Below are 18,462 nucleotides of genomic sequence, written 5' to 3'. Positions count from 1 at the left end.
TTTCTGAAAAAACGCAAGATCCTTTCCCTCAAACTCTGGTTTGCGCTGTCCACTGTCGTACTGCTGGCCTCGTGCGCGCAACCTGTGAAGCACGCGGACTACACGGCCTTCAGGAACAGCCGGCCGCACTCGATCCTGTTGCTGCCCCCGACCAGCGAAACGGCGGACGTACAGGCGACCAACAGCATGCTCTCGCAAATGACGATGCCGCTCGCCGAATCGGGCTACTACGTGATACCCGTGGCGGTGATGGATGAAACGTTCAGGCAGAACGGCCTGACGATGGCGGCGGAGATCGATGCGACCTCGCCCGAGAAGCTGCGCGAAATCTTCGGGGCCGACGCGGCCCTGTATTCGAAGATCACGCAGTACGGCACCGTGTACCACGTCGTCGACGGTGCGACAGTCGTCACGGCATCCGCCCGGCTGGTCGACCTCAAGACCGGTGACGTCTATGGCAGGGTAGTGCGAGCGCCAACAGCAATGAGGGCAACAACGATGCTGGCGGTAGCCTGATCGGCATGCTCGTCACGGCAGCGATCAAGCAGATTGCGGATTCGCTGACGGACAAGGGCCACGATATCGCTGGGGTGACGAGCTATCGGCTTCTGCATGCCGGGCCGCCGAACGGACGGCTGTACGGGCCACGCTCACCCAAATACCGCACCGATTGAACGCTCCTCAGTCAGCAAGAAACGGCTCGCGCTTTCGATCGCTTCAATGCAAATGCGCCCGCGAAGCCACTTCGCGGGCGCATAACGGCGAGTGCCGTGAACGACAGGCAGCTAACGCTCAATGCTGTGCCGGGCGATACGGCGTCCACACGGGCGTATCGGTATCCCAGTTATCGAGTTCCGATGGTGTCATGATGTGCTCCTTGATGAAGAGGCGCGCGCTTCTCGTGCGACAGGTGCGCCGGATTCCGAATCAACTTCTGCTAACTCGTTACTGGCCCTTCGCGACGCGCGTCACTTCGCCGTTCGTCCCTTCCTGCAATGCGATGCGCGCGGCTTGCGTCTGACCGATCAGGCCTTTGTTCGGATACGAGGTGCGGTTCAGCGAGGGCAGCGAGCCGTCGCGATAAGCGGCGACCAGTTCCGCCTTGACCTCGGCGCGGGTCTTCGTGCTCGCGCTCGGCGCCGGTTGCGTGTCATAGGTTCCTGCACGGCCGATACTGCCGCCTTCCGCAAATGCCGGAACGCTGACGAGCAGCGACAGGGCGAGGCCTGCCAAAAGATTGCGTTTCATGATTCACTCCTGTCGATTCATTGGCAGCGCGATGGCGCTGCGACAGGGTGAAATGTAGACGTCGACGCGTGGCGGATAAATCGCGGTTTTGCGAAATGAATTGTCGCGATTCAGGAACAATCGCGACGGAGCCTTGCAGAAGCCACCCGATTGCACAGTTGCCGCGGCATTGGCGCCGCGGCTGGAATTCACTGTTTCAATTAACGTACCTCAGGCGACCCATTCTGACATCACCGGCGTGTCGAGTGCCGGCGCGGACTCGCGCTGCTCGAACGTGCGCTTCGTGCAGGTGGCGTCGAGACTGCCGCGGCCGCTCAGCAATGGGCAACGATCGAACAGCTCCGCAATCCAGTCTACGAAAACGCGGACTTTCGGCGACAGATGACGACTGTGCGGATAGACTGCCGAAATGGGCATCGGCAAAGGCTTCAGTTCCGGCAGTACTTCGACGAGTTGGCCCGAGCGCAGATGCGGCAGCACCATGAAGAGCGCCGGCTGAATCAGGCCGAAGCCTTCGAGTCCGCAGGTCACGTAAGCATCCGCGTCGTTGACCGACACGATGCTCTTCATCTTCACTTCCACCTCGTTGCCGTTCACCAGGAACGCCCAGTCGATCGTGCGTCCTGTGCGGCTCGAGAAGTAATTGACGGCTTTGTGATTTTCGAGATCTTCGAGCGAAGTGGGCATGCCCGCGCGCTTGATGTAGTCAGGTGCCGCGCAGGTCACGCCCTCGAACAGACCGATGCGGCGTGCGACCAGTGACGAATCCTGCAGCGCGCCGACGCGCACCACGCAATCGACGCCTTCCTGCAGCAGATCGACGGGCCGGTCGGTGAGGCCCAGTTGCAGATCGATGTCAGGATAGCGCGTGTGGAATTCGCACAGCGCCGGAATCACGAGCAGACGGCCAATCGAGCCCGGCATGTCGATGCGCAGCTTGCCGTGCGGCTTCTTGTTGCCGCTCTGGAAACTCGCCTCGGTCTCTTCGACGTCAGCGAGGATGCGCACGCAGCGCTCGTAGTACGCGGCGCCATCCGGCGTCAGCGACAGACGGCGGGTGGTCCGGTGCATCAGCCGCGTGCCGAGAAACGCTTCGAGGTTCTGAATGATCGTAGTAACCGACGCGCGCGGCAGATCGAGCGTCTCCGCTGCGCGGGTAAAACTGTTGGTGTCGACGACACGCGTGAACACTTGCATGGCCTGAAGCCGGTCCATTGCAAACCTCCAGTAGGGGCAGGTGCGCAGGCGGGAATGGAGTCCGCGAAAACAATCGCGACGGGATTGTTCAAAGGCACCGAATTGTGTTGCCGGATTATAGGCATTTATTTGCGAGTCTGCTGAACCCACAATTCGCACCATTGAAGTTCTATGCGCATTTGCGCGGCTCGACATGGATGCATTCAAATCGCCGTACCCGTCCGTTTCCATCGGCGTTTCCGCCGAAGACACTGGCGCTGAGGCCACTGACGCAACACTTGAAGTCACCGACGTGGGTATCGATGGGTACGCTCAGCCCATTACGTTACGCCTGTATCGGCTGACGAAAAAAACCGCATTGCCGGTATTGCTTTATTTTCACGGCGGCGGCTTTACGAAAGGTTCGATCGAATGCGCGGACTTCGCCGCGCGGTACTTCGCAGAACACTTACCGGCGCTCGTGGTGTCGGTTGGCTATTCGCTCGCGCCGCGGTTTCCGTTTCCTGCCGCGCCGGAAGACGCGCATCGTGCGGCGCTGTGGGTGCAGACACGGTCGCGGGCGTTTGGCGGCAATAGCAGAAAGATCGGTGTGGCGGGTCATGACGCGGGCGGCCAACTCGCCAATTGTCTCGCGTTCATCGCGCGCGATCGAGGCGACGTGCAGATAAGCGCGCAGGCGCTGTTCGGCCCGATGCTCGATCCGAGCCTGACGCGGCTTGGCGACGAGAAGCGGCTCGGTTCGGACATCACCGCGCGCGAGTGCGCCGCGTGTTATCGCGCGTATCTGCCGCAAGCGTCGCAGCGCATGCATCCGTACGCGGCGCCGCTCGAATCGGCGCGGCTCGCGGGCTTGCCGGCCACGCTGATCGCGACCGCGCAGAACGACGTGCTGCACGTCGAGGCTGAAAAGTATGCAAGCAATCTGATCGACGCGGGCGTGCAGACCCAGGTGGTGCGCTTTCCAAGCGTGTCGCACGCGGCGCTCGCCGATCATCCGCCCGCTTTGCAGGAAGCGGTGCGCTTTTTCCAGTGGCGCTTCGATGCGCGCGCTCATCGATAAACAGAAATTCAATCAACAATACCCGGGAGCTACACATGACTATCCTTCCTCTTTCCCGCCGCCGCGTGGCGCTTGCCGCGCTAGTGGTCGTCGTTCTTGCCGGGCTCGGCACGTTCGGCGCGATCCGTGTGGATGCGAGTTCGCCGGCCGCGCCGACCATCGTGCCGGAAGTCGATGTAGCGACCGTCGTGCAAAAGACCATCACCGACTGGCAGTCCTATTCGGGCCGTCTCGAAGCCGTGCAGAAAGTGGACGTGCGTTCGCAGGTGCCAGGCACGATCGTGTCGGTCAACTTCAAGGACGGCGCGCTGGTGAAGCAGGGTGACACGCTGTTCGTCATCGATCCGCGTCCGTACGCGGCCGAAGTCGATCGCGCGGAAGCGCAGCTCGCGGCCGCGCAGGCGCGTACCGGCTATACGCAGAGCGACTGGGAACGCGCGCAACGGCTGATCGTCGACAACGCGATCGCCAAGCGCGACTACGACGAGAAGCAGAACGCCGCGCGCGAGGCGAGCGCGAACCTGAAGGCCGCGCAAGCCGCGCTCGAAACCGCGCGCATCAATCTCGGTTATACGAAGATCGTCGCGCCGGTGTCGGGCCGCGTGTCGCGCGCGGAGATCACGGTTGGCAACGTCGTGTCGGCTGGCGCCAGCTCGGCGCCGCTGACCACACTTGTGTCGGTGTCGCCGATCTACGCGTCGTTCGACGCGGACGAGCAGACCTATCTGCAATACCTGAGCCGCGCGAAGGACGGCGGCAAGGTGCCGGTCGAACTCGGTCTCGCCGATGAGTCCGGCTATTCGCGCAGCGGCACGATCGAGTCGGTCGACAACCGGCTCGACACGTCGTCGGGCACGATCCGCGTGCGCGCGAAGTTCGACAACGCGGACGGTGCACTGATTCCGGGCCTCTACGCGCGCGTCAAGGTGGGCGGTAGCGCACCGCATCCGGCGCTGTTGATCGACGATGCCGCGGTCGGCACCGACCAGGACAAGAAATTCGTGTTGGTCGTCGATCAAGGCAACCACGTCGTTTATCGCAATATCACGACCGGTTCGATGCAGGGCAATCTGCGCGTCGTCAAGGACGGTTTGAAGGCGGGCGACCGTATCGTCGTCAACGGCATTCAGCGTGTGCGCCCCGGCGATGCGGTGCGCGCGCACATGGTGCCGATGACGACCGACGACGACCCGAACAGCGCAGCGCTCGCGCAGTCGCACGGCAAGGCGGCGGACACCGGCGCGAAAGGCAATTCGTGAACCGCATGTTCCAACGCGCATGTTCCAAAGTTAAGAGCTTCCAATGAACATATCCAAATTCTTCATCGATCGCCCGATCTTTGCAGGCGTGCTATCGGTATTGATCCTGCTTGGGGGCATCATCTCGCTGTTCAAGCTGCCGATCTCCGAGTATCCGGAAGTCGTGCCGCCTTCAGTGGTGGTGCACGCACAGTATCCGGGCGCGAATCCGAAGGTGATCGCGGAGGCGGTCGCAGCTCCGCTCGAAGAGCAGATCAATGGTGTCGAGAACATGCTGTACATGCAGTCGCAGGCGAATAGCGACGGCAATCTGACGCTGACGGTCACGTTCAAGCTCGGCACCAATCCCGACCTCGCGACGCAGCTCGTGCAGAACCGCGTCAATCAGGCGCTGCCGCGTCTGCCGGAAGACGTGCAGCGGCTCGGCGTGACGACGATCAAGAGTTCGCCGACGCTGACGATGGTCGTGCATTTGATCTCGCCGAACGATCGCTACGACATGACGTATCTGCGCAATTACGCGCTGCTGAACGTGAAGGATCGGCTCGCGCGCATTCAGGGCGTCGGCGAAGTGCAACTGTGGGGCTCGGGCGACTACGCGATGCGTATCTGGCTCGATCCGCAGAAAGTCGCGCAACGCGGTCTCACCGCGACCGAAGTCGTCAATTCGATTCGCGAACAGAACATCCAGGTGGCGGCCGGTGTGATCGGTGCATCGCCGTCGGTGCCCGGCACGCAGTTGCAATTGTCGGTGAATGCGCGCGGTCGTTTGAGGACCGAAAGCGAATTCGGCGACATCATCGTGAAGACCGCGGCCGATGGCGGTGTCACGTATCTGCGCGATATCGCGCGGATCGAACTCGCGGCGTCGGAGTACGGCTTGCGTTCGCTGCTCGACAACAAGCCCGCGGTTGCGCTCGCGATCAATCAGGCGCCGGGCGCGAACTCGCTCGCGATTTCCGAGCAGGTGCGCGCGGCGATGAAGGAGCTTGCCCAGGACATGCCGGCCGGCGTCGAATACCGGATCGTCTACGACCCGACGCAGTTCGTTCGTTCGAGTATCGAGGCGGTGATCCATACGCTGCTCGAAGCGATCGCACTGGTCGTGATCGTCGTGATCGTGTTCCTGCAGACGTGGCGCGCGTCGATCATTCCGTTGATCGCGGTGCCGGTGTCGATCGTCGGTACGTTCTCGCTGCTGCTGGCGTTCGGTTTCTCGATCAACGCGTTGTCGTTGTTCGGCATGGTGCTCGCGATCGGTATCGTCGTCGACGATGCGATCGTCGTGGTGGAGAACGTCGAGCGCAACATCGAAAGCGGGCTCAGTGCGCGCGATGCGACTTACAAGGCGATGCGCGAAGTGAGCGGGCCGATCATCGCGATTGCGCTGACGCTGGTCGCCGTGTTCGTGCCGCTCGCATTCATGACGGGTCTCACGGGCCAGTTCTACAAGCAGTTCGCGATGACCATCGCGATCTCGACGGTGATTTCGGCGTTCAATTCGCTGACGCTGTCGCCGGCGTTGTCCGCGCTGCTGTTGCGCAGCCACGGCGAGAAGGAGGACTGGCTGACGCGCGTGATGAACCGTGTGCTCGGCGGCTTCTTCAAGCGTTTCAACAAGGTCTTTCATCGCGGTTCGGAAGCATACGGCCGCGGCGTGAGCGGCGTGCTGCGCCGCAAGGGCGCGATGCTCGCGGTGTACGCGATCCTCGTCGGTGCGACCGTGTTGATGGCGCGGATCGTGCCGGGCGGCTTCGTGCCCGCGCAGGACAAGGAGTATCTGATCGCGTTCGCGCAGTTGCCGAACGGTGCGTCGCTCGATCGCACGGAGAAGGTGATCCGCGATATGAGTTCGATCGCGCTGAAGCAGCAGGGCGTCGAAAGCGCGGTGGCGTTCCCGGGTCTGTCGGTGAATGGCTTCACGAATAGTTCGAGCGCAGGCATCGTGTTCGTCACGCTGAAACCGTTCAAGGAGCGCGGCGACAAGAAGCTGTCGGCGGGCGCGATTGCCGGTGCATTGAACCAGCAGTACGGCGCGATCAAGGACTCGTTCGTCGCGGTGTTCCCGCCGCCGCCGGTGCTCGGGCTCGGCACGCTCGGCGGCTTCAAGATGCAGCTCGAGGATCACGGCGCGGTCGGCTACGCCGAACTGAACAAAGCTGCCGAGGCCTTCGTGAAGCGCGCGGCGCAAACGCCCGAACTGGGGCCGACCTTCTCCAGCTATCAGATCAACGTGCCGCAACTGAACGTCGATCTCGATCGCGTGAAGGCGAAGCAACTCGGCGTGCCGGTCACCGATGTGTTCGACACGATGCAGATCTACCTGGGCTCGCTGTACGTGAACGACTTCAACCGCTTCGGCCGCGTGTATCAGGTGCGCGTGCAGGCGGATGCGCCGTTCCGTCAACGCGCCGACGACATCCTGCAACTGAAGACGCGCAACGCGGCGGGCGAGATGGTGCCGTTGTCGTCGCTCGTCACCGTGACGCCGACCTACGGGCCGGAGATGGTGGTGCGCTACAACGGCTACACCGCAGCCGACATCAACGGCGGCCCGGCGCCTGGCTTCTCGTCGGGACAGGCGCAGGCCGCGGCCGAACGCGTGGCTGCCGAAGTGCTGCCGCGCGGCGTGAAGCTCGAATGGACCGACCTCACGTATCAGCAGATCCTCGCTGGCAACGCAGGCCTGTGGGTGTTCCCGATCAGCGTGCTGCTCGTGTTCCTCGTGCTCGCGGCGTTGTACGAAAGCCTGACGCTGCCGCTGGCGGTGATCCTGATCGTGCCGATGAGCGTGCTGTCGGCGCTGACCGGCGTGTGGCTCACCGGCGGCGACAACAACATCTTCACGCAGATCGGTTTGATGGTGCTGGTGGGCTTATCGGCGAAGAACGCGATTCTGATCGTCGAATTCGCGCGTGAGCTCGAACACGATGGACGCAGTCCGCTGCAAGCGGCAATCGAAGCGAGCCGTCTGCGTCTGCGGCCGATTCTGATGACGTCGATCGCCTTCATCATGGGTGTGGTGCCGCTGGTGCTGTCGAGCGGCGCGGGCTCGGAAATGCGTCACGCGATGGGCGTCGCGGTGTTCTTCGGCATGCTCGGCGTCACGTTGTTCGGTCTGATGCTGACGCCGGTGTTTTATGTGGTGCTGCGTTCGCTCGCCGGCGGGACGATTCACGTCGCGCAGAAAGATGCGCCGCGTTACGGCGCGCCCGTTACGGACGCCTGAGGAGAAAACAACAATGAAACGCTTTGAATCTCGCTTTGTATCCTTGCGCGGATGGGGCCGCGCGGCCGCGAGCGGTTTGTTGATCGCGCTGCTGGCTGCTTGCTCGCTCGAGCCGACATACAAGCGCCCCGACGTCGATACGCCGGCGGCGTTCAAGGAAGCGCCCGCGGTGAAGACGTCGGCTGCTGCGGCGTCGGGCGCGGGGGCTGGTTCGGCCGGGGCGGCACAAAGCAACGGCACGTGGAAACCGGCCGAGCCCGCCGACAGCGCGCTGCGCGGCGAATGGTGGAAGGTATTCGGCGATCCGCAGCTCGACGCGCTCGAAGAGCAGGCCGCCGCCGCGAACCAGGACCTGAAGGCCGCGGCCGCGCGCGTGCAGCAGGCACGGGCGGTCACGCAGGCGGCGAAGTCCGACTGGTTCCCGAAGCTCGACGCGGGCTTCGGCCCGACGCGCGAACGCGCGTCGGCGGCTTCGCAATTCCAGCCGGACAGCGCGGGCGGCACGACCGGCACGATCTGGCGCGCGCAGGTCGGCGCATCGTATGAAGCGGATCTGTTCGGGCGCGTCAGCTCGAACGTGAACGCGGCGCGCTCGGACGAGCAGCAGAGCGAAGCGCTGTTCCGTTCAGTGCAGCTGTCGTTGCAGGCCGACGTCGCGCAGAACTACTTCCAGTTGCGCGAGCTCGACACGGACCAGGATCTGTACCGCCGCACGGTCGCGTTGCGCGAAGACACGCTGAAGCTCGTCCAGCGGCGCTTCAAGGAAGGCGATATCAGCGAGCTGGATCTGTCGCGTGCGCGTAACGAGCTCGCCAGCGCGCGTGCCGATGCGGTCGGCGTCGCGCGGCAGCGGGCGGCCTCTGAGCACAGCCTCGCGATTCTGCTCGGCAAGCCGCCCGCGGATTTCACGTTCGCGGAAGCGCCGCTCGCGCTGGTGACGGTGCGCGTGCCGGCCGGTTTGCCGTCGGCGCTGCTCGAACGCAGGCCTGACATCGCGGCAGCCGAGCGCGCGATGCAGGCAGCGAATGCGCGCGTCGGGCTCGCGAAGTCGGCGTTCTTCCCGAAGCTCGACATCACCGGCGCGTTCGGCTTTGAATCGGCGACGCTCGGCGATCTGTTCATGTGGTCGAGCCGCGCGTTCATCCTCGGTCCGGCCGTGGGTACCGCGCTGACGATGCCGATCTTCGACGGCGGTCGTCGCAAGGCCAATCTCGCGCAGGCGCGTTCGAAGTACGACGAGGACGTCGCGCAATATCGCCAGCAGGTGCTCGTGGCGTTCCGTGAAGTCGAAGACAATCTCGCCGATCTGCGCTTGCTCGACGATCAGATGCGCGAGCAGAACGACGCGGTCGATGCGTCGCAGCGCGCCGCACATCTGTCGCGCACGCAGTACACGGAGGGTGCGGTCAGCTATCTCGACGTGATCGACGGCGAGCGGCAGGTGCTGCAGTCACAATTGCAGGCGAGCCATCTGGCGGGCACGCAGGCTGTCGCGACCGTGAATCTGATTCGCGCGCTCGGTGGTGGTTGGGGCGATGTGACGGCGGGGGGGACGGCGGTGGGCGCGGTGCCGGTTGGTGCTTCTGGCTCCGCGGCTGAAGCTGCAGCCATTTCGGCACAACAGCAAGTGGCGAAGCGCTGAATTCATAACCATGTAGCAAGCGCTTCATCAGCCTCATCAACGACGCCGGGCCGCACGCAAGCGCTGCCCGGCGTTTTTCATGCAAATCGTTTTTCGCGCTTTCCTTGTGCGAATCGCTTCGTAGACCACATGCGCGCGGCTGCCTATCATCGTCCGATTCAGCCAATGACGACCCTAGGGCAAGCCAGTGACTTTCGTGCATGACGGCATCGAGCAGATTCGCGAGCAGCAGCAACAGGATTGCGCGCGCGACCTCACCACATTGCTAGCCGCGTTGCGCGCGAGCGCCGCGCAGCGCGATCGCGAAGGCGGTCACGCAGCGCAACAGAAGCAGTGGATCGCCGACGCGGACCTGCTGACGCTCGCCGTGCCGCGCGAATTCGGCGGCGCTGGCGCGCGCTGGTCCGCGATTTACGACGTGGTGCGTGAGCTCGCGCGCGTCGATAGCGCGCTCGCGCATCTGTTCGGCTTCACCTGCCTGCAGGTGGTCAGCATCGACCTGTGGGGCAATCCACGGCAGCGCGAGAAATATCTGCGCGGCACCGTCGAGCATCGCTGGTGGTGGGGCAATGCGGTGAATCCACTGGATGCGCGTCTCGTTGCGACTTCGACGCACGATGGCGGCTACCTGCTCGACGGCCAGAAAGGCTTTTGCTCCGGAACGCGCGGCTCGCAGATGATGACCGTGTCCGCGCACGATCCATCGACCGGCAAACCCGTATTCGCGGCGGTGCCGACCACGCGCGAAGGCATCACCGTTCACGACGACTGGGACCCGATCGGCCAGCGGCAGACCGACAGCGGCAGCGTGTCGTTCGCGCGCGTCAGGGTCGAGCCGCACGAGGTGCTCCAACGACCGGACACGCCGCACGCGAGCCTGCGCACGCTGATCTCGCAACAGGTGTTGACCAATCTGTTCGTCGGAATCGCGCAGGGCGCGCTCGAAGAGGCGAGAGCGTACGTGCACGAACATGGCCGGCCGTGGATCGCCTCCGGCGTCGCCAAAGCGACCGACGACCCCTACCTGATCCAGCGCTTCGGCGAAATGCATATCCAGACGGTCAGCGCCGCAGCGCTGGCCGCGCGCGCCGCGAACGCGCTCGACGAAGCGTGGCAGCAACGCGCAACGCTCGATGCCGAGAGCCGTGCGCGGGTCGCGCTGGCGACTTCGGAAGCGAAGATCGTCGCGCATCGGGCGGCGCTCGACATCGGCGAAAAACTCTTCGACGCCTGCGGCGCACGCGCGACTCATGCGCCGCTCGCGCTCGACCGTTTCTGGCGCAATGCACGCGTGCACACGCTGCACGATCCGCTCGACTACCGCGTGCGCGACGTCGGCCGCTACGCGCTTAGCGGGACATTGCCGGACGTTTCTCTGTACACTTGAGGCCGTTTGCGACGCCCGCCCGAGGCGTCGCGTCGATTCCTCTCGAGAGATTTCCGGCTTGCTGTTCAAACTACCTACAACCGCCACAGCGCCGTTCTGCCCGTCCGAGGTACAGGGCTCGGTCTCCGTCTCCGCAGGCGCACCGTTCTGGAAGAAGATCCTGCAATTCGCGGGGCCCGGCCTGCTGGTATCGATCGGCTATATGGACCCGGGCAACTGGGCCACCGCGATCGAAGCCGGATCGCGTTTCGGCTACAGTCTGCTGTTCGTCGTGCTGCTGTCGAGCCTGTCGGCGATGGCGCTGCAATGCCTGAGCATGCGCCTCGGCATCGCAACTGGGCGCGACCTCGCGCAACTGTCGAGCGCGCGCTATTCGCCGGGCGTCGCGCGTGCGCTGTGGCTGCTCGCGGAGCTGTCGATCATCGCCTGCGATCTCGCCGAAGTGCTCGGCGGCGCGCTCGCGTTTCATCTGCTGTTCAACTGCTCGCTGACCACCGGGGTGTTGCTCACCGCGTTCGACACGCTGATCGTGCTCGGCCTGAAGGGCAAGAATTTTCGCGACCTCGAAGCGATCATGCTCGGCCTGATCGCGACGATCGGCGTCGGCTACATCATCGAGCTTGCGCTCGTCAGGCCGCATTGGCCGTCGGTCGCGCAAGGGCTGATTCCGTCGTGGCAGGCGTTGAATTCGCGCGAGCCGATGTATCTCGCGATCGGCATTCTCGGCGCGACGGTGATGCCGCACAACCTGTATCTGCACTCGTCGATCGTACAGACCCGCGCGGTGAAGCGCGATTCGGCCAGCATCCGCTCGGCGATCGGCATGTCGCGTATCGACACGATCGCATCGCTCGTGCTCGCGGCGCTGATCAACATGGCGATCCTGATTCTCGCGGCCGCCGCGTTTCATGCGACGGGCCACAACCAGGTCACGCAGATCGAGGACGCCTACCGGCTGCTAGCGCCGATCGTCGGCACCGGCTTCGCCGCGTTCCTGTTCGCGATCACGCTGCTCGCGTCGGGACAAAGCTCGACGTTCACCGGCACGGTGGCGGGGCAGGTCATCATGGAAGGCTTCCTGAAGATGAAGATTCCGTGCTGGCAGCGGCGTTTCATCACGCGCGCGCTCGCGCTGATTCCGGCGCTGATCGGCGTGCGGATGCTCGGCAACGGTGCGGTCGGCCAACTGCTCGTCGCGAGTCAGGTCGTGCTGAGCCTGCAACTGCCGTTCGCGCTTTATCCGCTGATCCGCATGACGAGCGACCGTTCTCTGATGGGCGAATTCGCCAACACGCTGCCGACGCGTCTGCTGGTGTGGACGCTGTTTGTAGCGATCAGTGCGGCGAATCTGTGGCTCGTCGTCCAGACGGTGGGGCTGGCCGGTTGATCCGGTCGGAGGCGGGGATTCATTCGAACGCCGGTTGGCCGGCGTGAAGGCGAAAAAAATCCGCGCAGTTCAAGCACTGCGCGGATTCACGTGAGCTTCGGTTTGAACCGGGTTGGCCGTGCCTCGCGACGGGCGTATCGATCGGTCAGGCGGCCTGGGCGACCTGCGCCGCATCGAGCGCTTCGCGGCGCGCGGCTGCTGCCTTCTTAGTCTTGCCGGCACGCGACGGCGGCTGGCATGCGCCGCACACGACGTTGTGCTGCAGGTCGTGCTTGTGCGCGACGAACTTGCCAGTACAGCGGCAGCACTTGGTCAGTTGCAGGATGTCCGCGTCGAAGAAACGCACGAGCGTCCACGCCCGGGTCAGATCGAGCACCGGTTCGGTTTCGCTGTGCTGACAGTGTTCGAGATACAGCCGGTATCCCTTGGTCAGCGCATCCAGATGCGAGCAGCGCGCTTCGTTCTTCAGGAACAGATACGTGTTGTAGAACAGCGACGCGTGAATGTTCGCGAGCCACGTCATATACCAGTCCGCCGAAAACGGCAGCATGCCCTTGGGCGGCGACACGCCCTTGACCTCGCGATACAGGCGGATCATACGATCGCGCGACAGCGTCAGCTCGCTCTCGAGCACCTGCATGCGGGCCCCGAGTTCGATCAGTGCGATCGCGCGAAATACTTCCTGTGCATCTTCGGTCAGGCTTCGCTTGAGCATTGCAGTCACCTCGGTCAGGCAAATTGCTCGGCGGGCTGGCCTGCAAGCAGGATCGCCGTGTGGGTCGGTGCAACTGCGGCGTGCTTCGTCGTTTGCGTCAACGCCGACAGCATCGTGTGGTCGTTGAAGCGGAAGAAGCACAAAAGCTGGTCGGAAGAGGCCAGCTTGACGATTTGCGCGAGCGACAGCCCGGCAAGCAAATCAGCCAGTTCCGACGACAGTCCCAGCCGGAACATTCCGACCGGTTTGTCCTCGCGCAACATACGTTGCGCGAGCATGATGTAAGACAAATTGATCTCGCGGATTGAATCCAGCGTCTCGCTGCTACGGTCCATTTTCTCTGTTTCCGAAGCCCCGAATTTCTATGTCGGCTTTGCGCCGTTATGTCTTTTCTGCCTCGCCGGAAACGCTGCCTCCGGCTACATGTTGCTACCTGCTAGAAGCAGCGAACATTTGATACAAGACGTTACATTTCGTAACAGCTCGGGACGAATTGTATGAAGGCTAAAACTAGAAATCAATCCCTTCGCAAAAAAATATCTCAAAAAGCTACATCATTTTTCGGTAAGTTTTTCACGTCGTTGTAATGAATGATGCCAAGTGGATTTTTAGCCTTTCGACAGTCACCTCTAATCCATGAAAACCCTTGCTGGGCGGGCGTCAAGCCGCACTTGTCCGCGCCACGCGTGCGCGCCGTGGAGCGATCGGTATATTTGTTTTGAATTAGAAAGGAAATGGAAAGCGCCGGAATGAACGGTAATAAATACTCGTCTTGCAGGGCGGGTCAGGGACGGATGGAGGGTGTAACGGCATGATGCGTCCCCCGTTACAACTATGCAAACTGGGGCGGGATTTGTAACGGCTCGGTGAGGATCGGCAGCCGGGCTGGCGGATGCGTTCCGCCCCGAGACCGAAAAGCGGTCGCAAACGTGTGCCGATTGCGTTGCCGACGAAGACAGCGAGGGGCCAGAGCCGTGCAGGATGCCTGACACGATGTTGCTGCACAGGGCGCCGATTTTACAACCTTGCCGAGGCACCGGAATGGGCGGAGGGGCCCGTTGTCAATGATTTTGGCGCGCTAGGCGAGGAATCGCGCCATCAGATCCTCGTCATGGAATATGCCGTCGACGTTCAATGAGCCGAGTTCGCATCCGTATTTGCGAAAGCCGAGTGATTCATACAGTTTGCGCGCCGCGTCGTTGCGACTTCCCACGGTCAGTTGCACCTGCCGCAAACCGTCGACGCGCGCCGCGCGCGTCAACAACTCGCTGAGCAGCGCACGCCCGACCCCACGCCCAGCCGCTTCCTGTGCGACATACATGCCGACGACGTTCGCCTTGTGCCGCTCCTTGTGGGCTTTGTTCCGCAGCAGACCGACGACGCCGATCAGCGGCGCATCCGCCGACGCATACGCGCCAAGCAGGAACGAGCCTTCCGCCTCGGAGCCCAGCAACGTCGCGTCATGCTGTGCCGCGCCTTTCGCGAGCGCTTCGTCGTAGCTTTGTCCGAACGAAGCGGGGTGCGCCTTCAGCCCGCGCAGACGAAGCTGGAAATAGGCGTCCCGGTCGGCGGGTCCGAGTTGGCGGATGAGCAGGGTGTCGGCGTTGACGGACATATCACTTGTTCGTGGTGAGTCGGGGGACGGGGTACGCGAGGGGCTAGCCGCGCTGGTGTTCGGCAAACTCGCGCAGCGCGGCCGCGGTTTGCTGATCCGCCGGAAAGAACGCCTCGATAGCGAGTTCCGACAGCGTAACGTCCACCGGCGTGCCGAACACCGTGGTGGTGCTGAAAAACGACAGCACGCCAAGCGGCGTGCGCAGCCGCAATGGCACGGCGATCTGGTTGAGGACTGCGTCGTCCGGCATCGAGGCGTCTGCGTCCGGCGGCGCGGGATAGCCGGCCAGTTCGTCGCGCAGTGCGCTCAGCGTGTCGTCGCCGCTGACGTCGATCTGCCGTTGCAGCCGGGCCAGCACATGCTCGCGCCATGCATGCCAGTTGATGATCGACGCGGCGATGCCTTGCGGATGCAGGCTCAACCGCAGCGCGTTGACCGGCGGCTTTAACAACTCGGGACTCGCGCCGCTCAGCAACGGCGCAAGCGCATGGTTGGTCGCGACGATGGTCCAATGCCGGTCGATCGCGATGGCCGGGTAGGGCTCGTGTCCCTTGAGCACCAGTTCGACGGCTTCGCGCGCGGCCGAGAGCTGCGGGTCGGAGAGCGGACGTTCGCGAAACAGCGGCGCGTAACCGGCCGCGACGAGCAGGGCATTGCGCGCGCGTAATGGCACGTCGAGGCGCTCGGCGAGATGCATGACCATTTCCCGGCTCGGTAGCGCGCGCCCCGATTCGACAAAGCTCAGATGGCGCGTCGAAATGTCGGCCTCCGTGGCGAGCAGCAACTGACTCATGCGCCGCCGTTGCCGCCATTCGCGGAGAAGTTCGCCGACCGCCCGAGTGCCTCTCGACGGGGATGACGGTGCCGTTTGTGCGATAGAGAGTGTGTTCATGCCACCGATGATAGTCAAAGCGTGCAAGCAATCGATTACCTGAGAGGTAATGCCCCACCAATTTCAATCAACGTAATGCGCGGCCGATACCGTCGATTCACACCAACGATTGCGCCTGCCTCGGCCGTCATGCGCGAACTCGCGCGACACCGTGGCCAGCGCCGCGCCCGGCTCAGGCGGCAGCCAGGCGCAGCGGCACCGCGGTGAATTTGACGCCAATCGCACTCGCCAGCTTCAGGACCGTGTCCATGCGTGGCTTGGAGCCGGGCGCGAGTGTCTTGTACAGGCTTTCGCGGCCCAGACCCGCTGCGGCGGCGATCTTCGTGATGCCGCGTGCCTTGGCGATGTCCGCGATGGCGGCGAGCAGCAGATCGGAGTCGCCCTGGTCGAGCGCGGCGTTCAGATAGGCCGCGACCATTTCGTCGTTGTCGAGGTACTTCGATGCGTCGAAGCGTGCCGTTTTGATCTTGCTCATGACCGTTCCTTTCTGATGGTTGTCCACATTGCTCCGGCATGCCTGATATCGGCCTGCTGCGTGGACTTGTTACCCCCGCACAGCAGCAGATACGTCACGCGCGACTCCCGTGCGTAGTAGACCCGGTAACCCGGGCCGCAATCGATGCGCATCTGGAACACGCCGTTTTCCAGCAACTTCGCGTCGCCGAAAAGCCCGCGTTCCGCGCGCCGGATTCGCACGAGAATTTGCGCCTTGGCCTTGAGGTCGGTGAGGCCGTGAAGCCAACGATCGAACTCCTCGGTGCAGTTGACCGTGTACACGCGCGGTGTTTCGATCTGCGGATGAGTGTATCTCCTGGGATACGGTCGCGCAAGCGAAAAAAGTGTCTCGATAAAGCGGTCCAAGCCGTCCTCCTGTTCATTGCAGTGCTTGCCTCGCGATGTCATCGGCAGGCTTCGATCAGTCACGTGAGGTTAGCGATGCAAAGGTTTTTTGACGACTCGGCCGAGCGGCCTATTTGGCGTGAAGGACAGCGAAAGACGATGCGTGACAGCGACGCTGCATTCGCTTGATTACCTCTCACGTAATCGACGCAATGCGCGCGAACCGTCAATCTTCATTCCGAGCCCGCCGCATGCGATGCGTGTGAGGCGCGAAGTGCTCAGTCCTACCAATCGAGGAGTTTGAGATGAATGCGCATACCGATTTGATCGACCGTTATTTCGATATCTGGAACGAGACCGATGGCGCGCGTCGTCGCGAGTTGATCGCGGCCACGTGGAGCGCCGACGCCGACTATCGCGACCCGCTGCTGGCGGGGGCGGGCCACGATGGCATCGACGCGATGATCCGCGCGGTGCACGAGCGCTTTCCGCATCACACGTTTCGCCGTACGACCGACGTCGACGGCTTCGCGAATCGCCTGCGCTTCTCGTGGGCGCTGACGACACCCGCGGGCGAGGCGATCGTGAAGGGCTCCGACTTCGGCGTGGTGGACGCGCATGGACGCTTGCAAGCGGTCACCGGTTTCCTCGACGAAACCCCCGGCGCCGCCTGAGGCGCTTTTCACGGAGACGATCATGCACGACCCCGCCGCTGCCAGGCCCGCACAAGTCCATCTCGCGTTGCTGCGCGTCGCGGCCGCGTTCGATGCGTTATCGAGCGCGATCGCCGGTTTTGCGCTGCTCGGCGGCGCGCGGGCGTTCATGTTCATCGCACTGTTCGGTTGGCGCGAGCCGGTGCTCGGCGGCGCGGGGCTCGTGCTGCTCGCCCTGGTCGGATGGCTGCGCTGCCAATGCGGTGCGAGCGCAGCCCCGCAAGACGCGCGACGCGCTTGCTACAATCGATCGTCGTGCTGATGACGCGTGACACGTACGACCTCACCGCCGCGGCATGTTCCCAACCGAACGACCAGGAGACCCCGTGCTGAAAAATCTGGACCCGCTACTGAACGCCGATATCCTCCACGCGCTGCGCTCGATGGGCCACGGCGACGAACTCGTGATCTGCGACGCCAACTTCCCGGCCGACGCGGTCGCGCGCGATACCGTGCTCGGCAAGCCGCTGCGCCTCGACGGCGTCGGTTCGCCGCGCGCGATCCGCGCGGTGCTGTCGGTGCTGCCGCTCGACACCTTCATCGAGCATCCCGCGTCGCGCATGGAAGTGGTGGGCGAGCCGCAGACGATTCCCGCGGTGCAGCGCGAAGCGCAAGCCGAGGTCAACGCGGGAGAGGGGCGCGAGGTGCCGTTCGTGTCGATCGAGCGATTCGCGTTTTACGAGCGTGCGCGCCGCGCATATTGCGTGATCGCGACGGGCGAGGAGCGCGGCTATGGTTGCTTCGTGTTCACGAAGGGCGTGTTGCTCGCACCGGACGCGCCACGCGCATAGTTGCGACCACCTTCCCCGATTCATCACGACAAAACCATGGGCTTCCAGCTAGACAGTCTCGATCATCTCGTTCTGAACGTCGCTGACGTCGAAGTGAGCGCGGCGTGGTACGCGCGGATGCTCGGCATGCGACGCACCGAGGTCATGTCGCGCAGCGGCACGCGCGTGGCAATGACCTACGGCAATCAGAAGATCAATCTGCGTCCCGCGTCGGCCGATACCGTCGCGTGGTTCACGTCGCGCGAGGTGGTGCCGGGCACGGCGGACCTGTGCTTCGTGACCACCGCAAGCCCGGACGACGTCAAGGCGCACTGGCTCGCGCAAGGCGTCGCGATCGAGGCGGGGCCGGTGGAGCGCGACGGCGCGCGCGGCAAGATGACCTCGGTGTATTGCCGCGACCCGGACGGCAACCTGATCGAGGTCGCCACCTATCCGCCAGCCTGAGCGGGCTTGGAAATCGCTGCCATTGCACATATGCTCAGGGGCG

18 protein-coding genes and 1 pseudogene are annotated in these 18,462 nt (G+C 63.5%); 11 read left to right on the top strand and 8 right to left on the bottom strand.

Annotated elements, in window-relative coordinates; all coding sequences use genetic code 11:
- Positions 1–3 precede the first annotated feature (3 nt).
- Positions 4–674 (top strand): annotated as a pseudogene (locus BC1002_RS21995) (DUF799 domain-containing protein).
- A 271-nt stretch (positions 675–945) separates the two neighbouring features.
- Here BC1002_RS21995 and BC1002_RS21990 read toward each other — a convergent pair.
- Positions 946–1,248 (bottom strand): DUF4148 domain-containing protein, encoded by a 303-nt coding sequence (locus BC1002_RS21990; RefSeq protein ID WP_013092193.1) that lies wholly within the window; start codon positions 1,246–1,248, stop codon positions 946–948.
- 210 nt (positions 1,249–1,458) lie between these two features.
- Entirely contained in the window at positions 1,459–2,463 is a 1,005-nt protein-coding gene (locus BC1002_RS21980; protein WP_013092192.1) for a LysR family transcriptional regulator, read from the bottom strand.
- A 175-nt stretch (positions 2,464–2,638) separates the two neighbouring features.
- Here BC1002_RS21980 and BC1002_RS21975 point away from each other — a divergent pair, with 175 nt between their 5' ends.
- The 6 genes from BC1002_RS21975 (at position 2,639) to BC1002_RS21950 (ending at position 12,409) form a co-directional block, all read left to right on the top strand.
- On the top strand, positions 2,639–3,505 hold the full coding sequence (locus tag BC1002_RS21975; RefSeq protein ID WP_013092191.1) for an alpha/beta hydrolase: 867 nt from the start codon (positions 2,639–2,641) through the stop codon (positions 3,503–3,505).
- 35 nt (positions 3,506–3,540) lie between these two features.
- Positions 3,541–4,764 carry an efflux RND transporter periplasmic adaptor subunit gene (locus tag BC1002_RS21970; RefSeq protein ID WP_013092190.1) on the top strand — a complete coding sequence of 408 codons (1,224 nt, stop codon included), beginning with the start codon at positions 3,541–3,543 and terminating at the stop codon, positions 4,762–4,764.
- 43 nt (positions 4,765–4,807) lie between these two features.
- Positions 4,808–7,993, top strand: coding sequence for an efflux RND transporter permease subunit (locus BC1002_RS21965; protein ID WP_013092189.1), 3,186 nt, complete (start codon positions 4,808–4,810; stop codon positions 7,991–7,993).
- 13 nt (positions 7,994–8,006) lie between these two features.
- Positions 8,007–9,635, top strand: coding sequence for an efflux transporter outer membrane subunit (locus BC1002_RS21960; RefSeq protein ID WP_013092188.1), 1,629 nt, complete (start codon positions 8,007–8,009; stop codon positions 9,633–9,635).
- Positions 9,636–9,822: 187 nt separating this feature from the next.
- Positions 9,823–11,022 carry an acyl-CoA dehydrogenase family protein gene (locus BC1002_RS21955; protein WP_013092187.1) on the top strand — a complete coding sequence of 400 codons (1,200 nt, stop codon included), beginning with the start codon at positions 9,823–9,825 and terminating at the stop codon, positions 11,020–11,022.
- A gap of 58 nt (positions 11,023–11,080) precedes the next feature.
- Positions 11,081–12,409: an Nramp family divalent metal transporter gene (locus tag BC1002_RS21950; protein WP_013092186.1), complete on the top strand. Its 1,329-nt coding sequence runs from the start codon at positions 11,081–11,083 to the stop codon at positions 12,407–12,409.
- A 145-nt stretch (positions 12,410–12,554) separates the two neighbouring features.
- Here BC1002_RS21950 and flhC read toward each other — a convergent pair whose 3' ends face one another.
- From flhC to BC1002_RS21920, 6 genes are all read right to left on the bottom strand, one after another.
- Positions 12,555–13,124, bottom strand: a complete 570-nt coding sequence (flhC, locus tag BC1002_RS21945; protein WP_013092185.1) for a flagellar transcriptional regulator FlhC — start codon at positions 13,122–13,124, stop codon at positions 12,555–12,557.
- Positions 13,125–13,138: 14 nt separating this feature from the next.
- Positions 13,139–13,459: a flagellar transcriptional regulator FlhD gene (gene flhD, locus BC1002_RS21940; RefSeq protein WP_013092184.1), complete on the bottom strand. Its 321-nt coding sequence runs from the start codon at positions 13,457–13,459 to the stop codon at positions 13,139–13,141.
- Positions 13,460–14,202: 743 nt separating this feature from the next.
- Positions 14,203–14,739 (bottom strand): GNAT family N-acetyltransferase, encoded by a 537-nt coding sequence (locus tag BC1002_RS21935; protein WP_013092183.1) that lies wholly within the window; start codon positions 14,737–14,739, stop codon positions 14,203–14,205.
- Between the two features lie 43 nt (positions 14,740–14,782).
- Positions 14,783–15,631, bottom strand: a complete 849-nt coding sequence (locus tag BC1002_RS21930; protein WP_013092182.1) for a helix-turn-helix domain-containing protein — start codon at positions 15,629–15,631, stop codon at positions 14,783–14,785.
- Positions 15,632–15,803: 172 nt separating this feature from the next.
- The gene (locus BC1002_RS21925; RefSeq protein ID WP_013092181.1) at positions 15,804–16,106 is read right to left on the bottom strand and encodes an addiction module antidote protein; all 303 of its coding nucleotides are present in this window, start codon (positions 16,104–16,106) and stop codon (positions 15,804–15,806) included.
- The gene (locus tag BC1002_RS21920; RefSeq protein WP_013092180.1) at positions 16,103–16,492 is read right to left on the bottom strand and encodes a type II toxin-antitoxin system RelE/ParE family toxin; all 390 of its coding nucleotides are present in this window, start codon (positions 16,490–16,492) and stop codon (positions 16,103–16,105) included. The genes BC1002_RS21925 and BC1002_RS21920 overlap by 4 nt, the downstream gene beginning before the upstream one ends.
- Before the next feature lie 284 nt (positions 16,493–16,776).
- Between BC1002_RS21920 and BC1002_RS21915 the strand changes: the two genes are divergently transcribed.
- The 4 genes from BC1002_RS21915 (at position 16,777) to BC1002_RS21900 (ending at position 18,419) form a co-directional block, all read left to right on the top strand.
- Complete coding sequence (locus BC1002_RS21915; protein ID WP_013092179.1) at positions 16,777–17,145, top strand: nuclear transport factor 2 family protein; 369 nt, start codon at positions 16,777–16,779, stop codon at positions 17,143–17,145.
- 22 nt (positions 17,146–17,167) lie between these two features.
- Positions 17,168–17,446: a hypothetical protein gene (locus BC1002_RS21910; RefSeq protein ID WP_013092178.1), complete on the top strand. Its 279-nt coding sequence runs from the start codon at positions 17,168–17,170 to the stop codon at positions 17,444–17,446.
- 64 nt (positions 17,447–17,510) lie between these two features.
- Positions 17,511–17,975, top strand: coding sequence for an RbsD/FucU family protein (locus BC1002_RS21905; RefSeq protein WP_013092177.1), 465 nt, complete (start codon positions 17,511–17,513; stop codon positions 17,973–17,975).
- Positions 17,976–18,011: 36 nt separating this feature from the next.
- On the top strand, positions 18,012–18,419 hold the full coding sequence (locus tag BC1002_RS21900; RefSeq protein ID WP_013092176.1) for a VOC family protein: 408 nt from the start codon (positions 18,012–18,014) through the stop codon (positions 18,417–18,419).
- Positions 18,420–18,462 lie beyond the last annotated feature (43 nt).

Origin of the sequence: Paraburkholderia atlantica, assembly GCF_000092885.1 — a bacterium.
In the GTDB taxonomy this organism is placed as follows: domain Bacteria; phylum Pseudomonadota; class Gammaproteobacteria; order Burkholderiales; family Burkholderiaceae; genus Paraburkholderia; species Paraburkholderia atlantica.
This window is presented reverse-complemented; position numbering and strand designations above follow the sequence as displayed.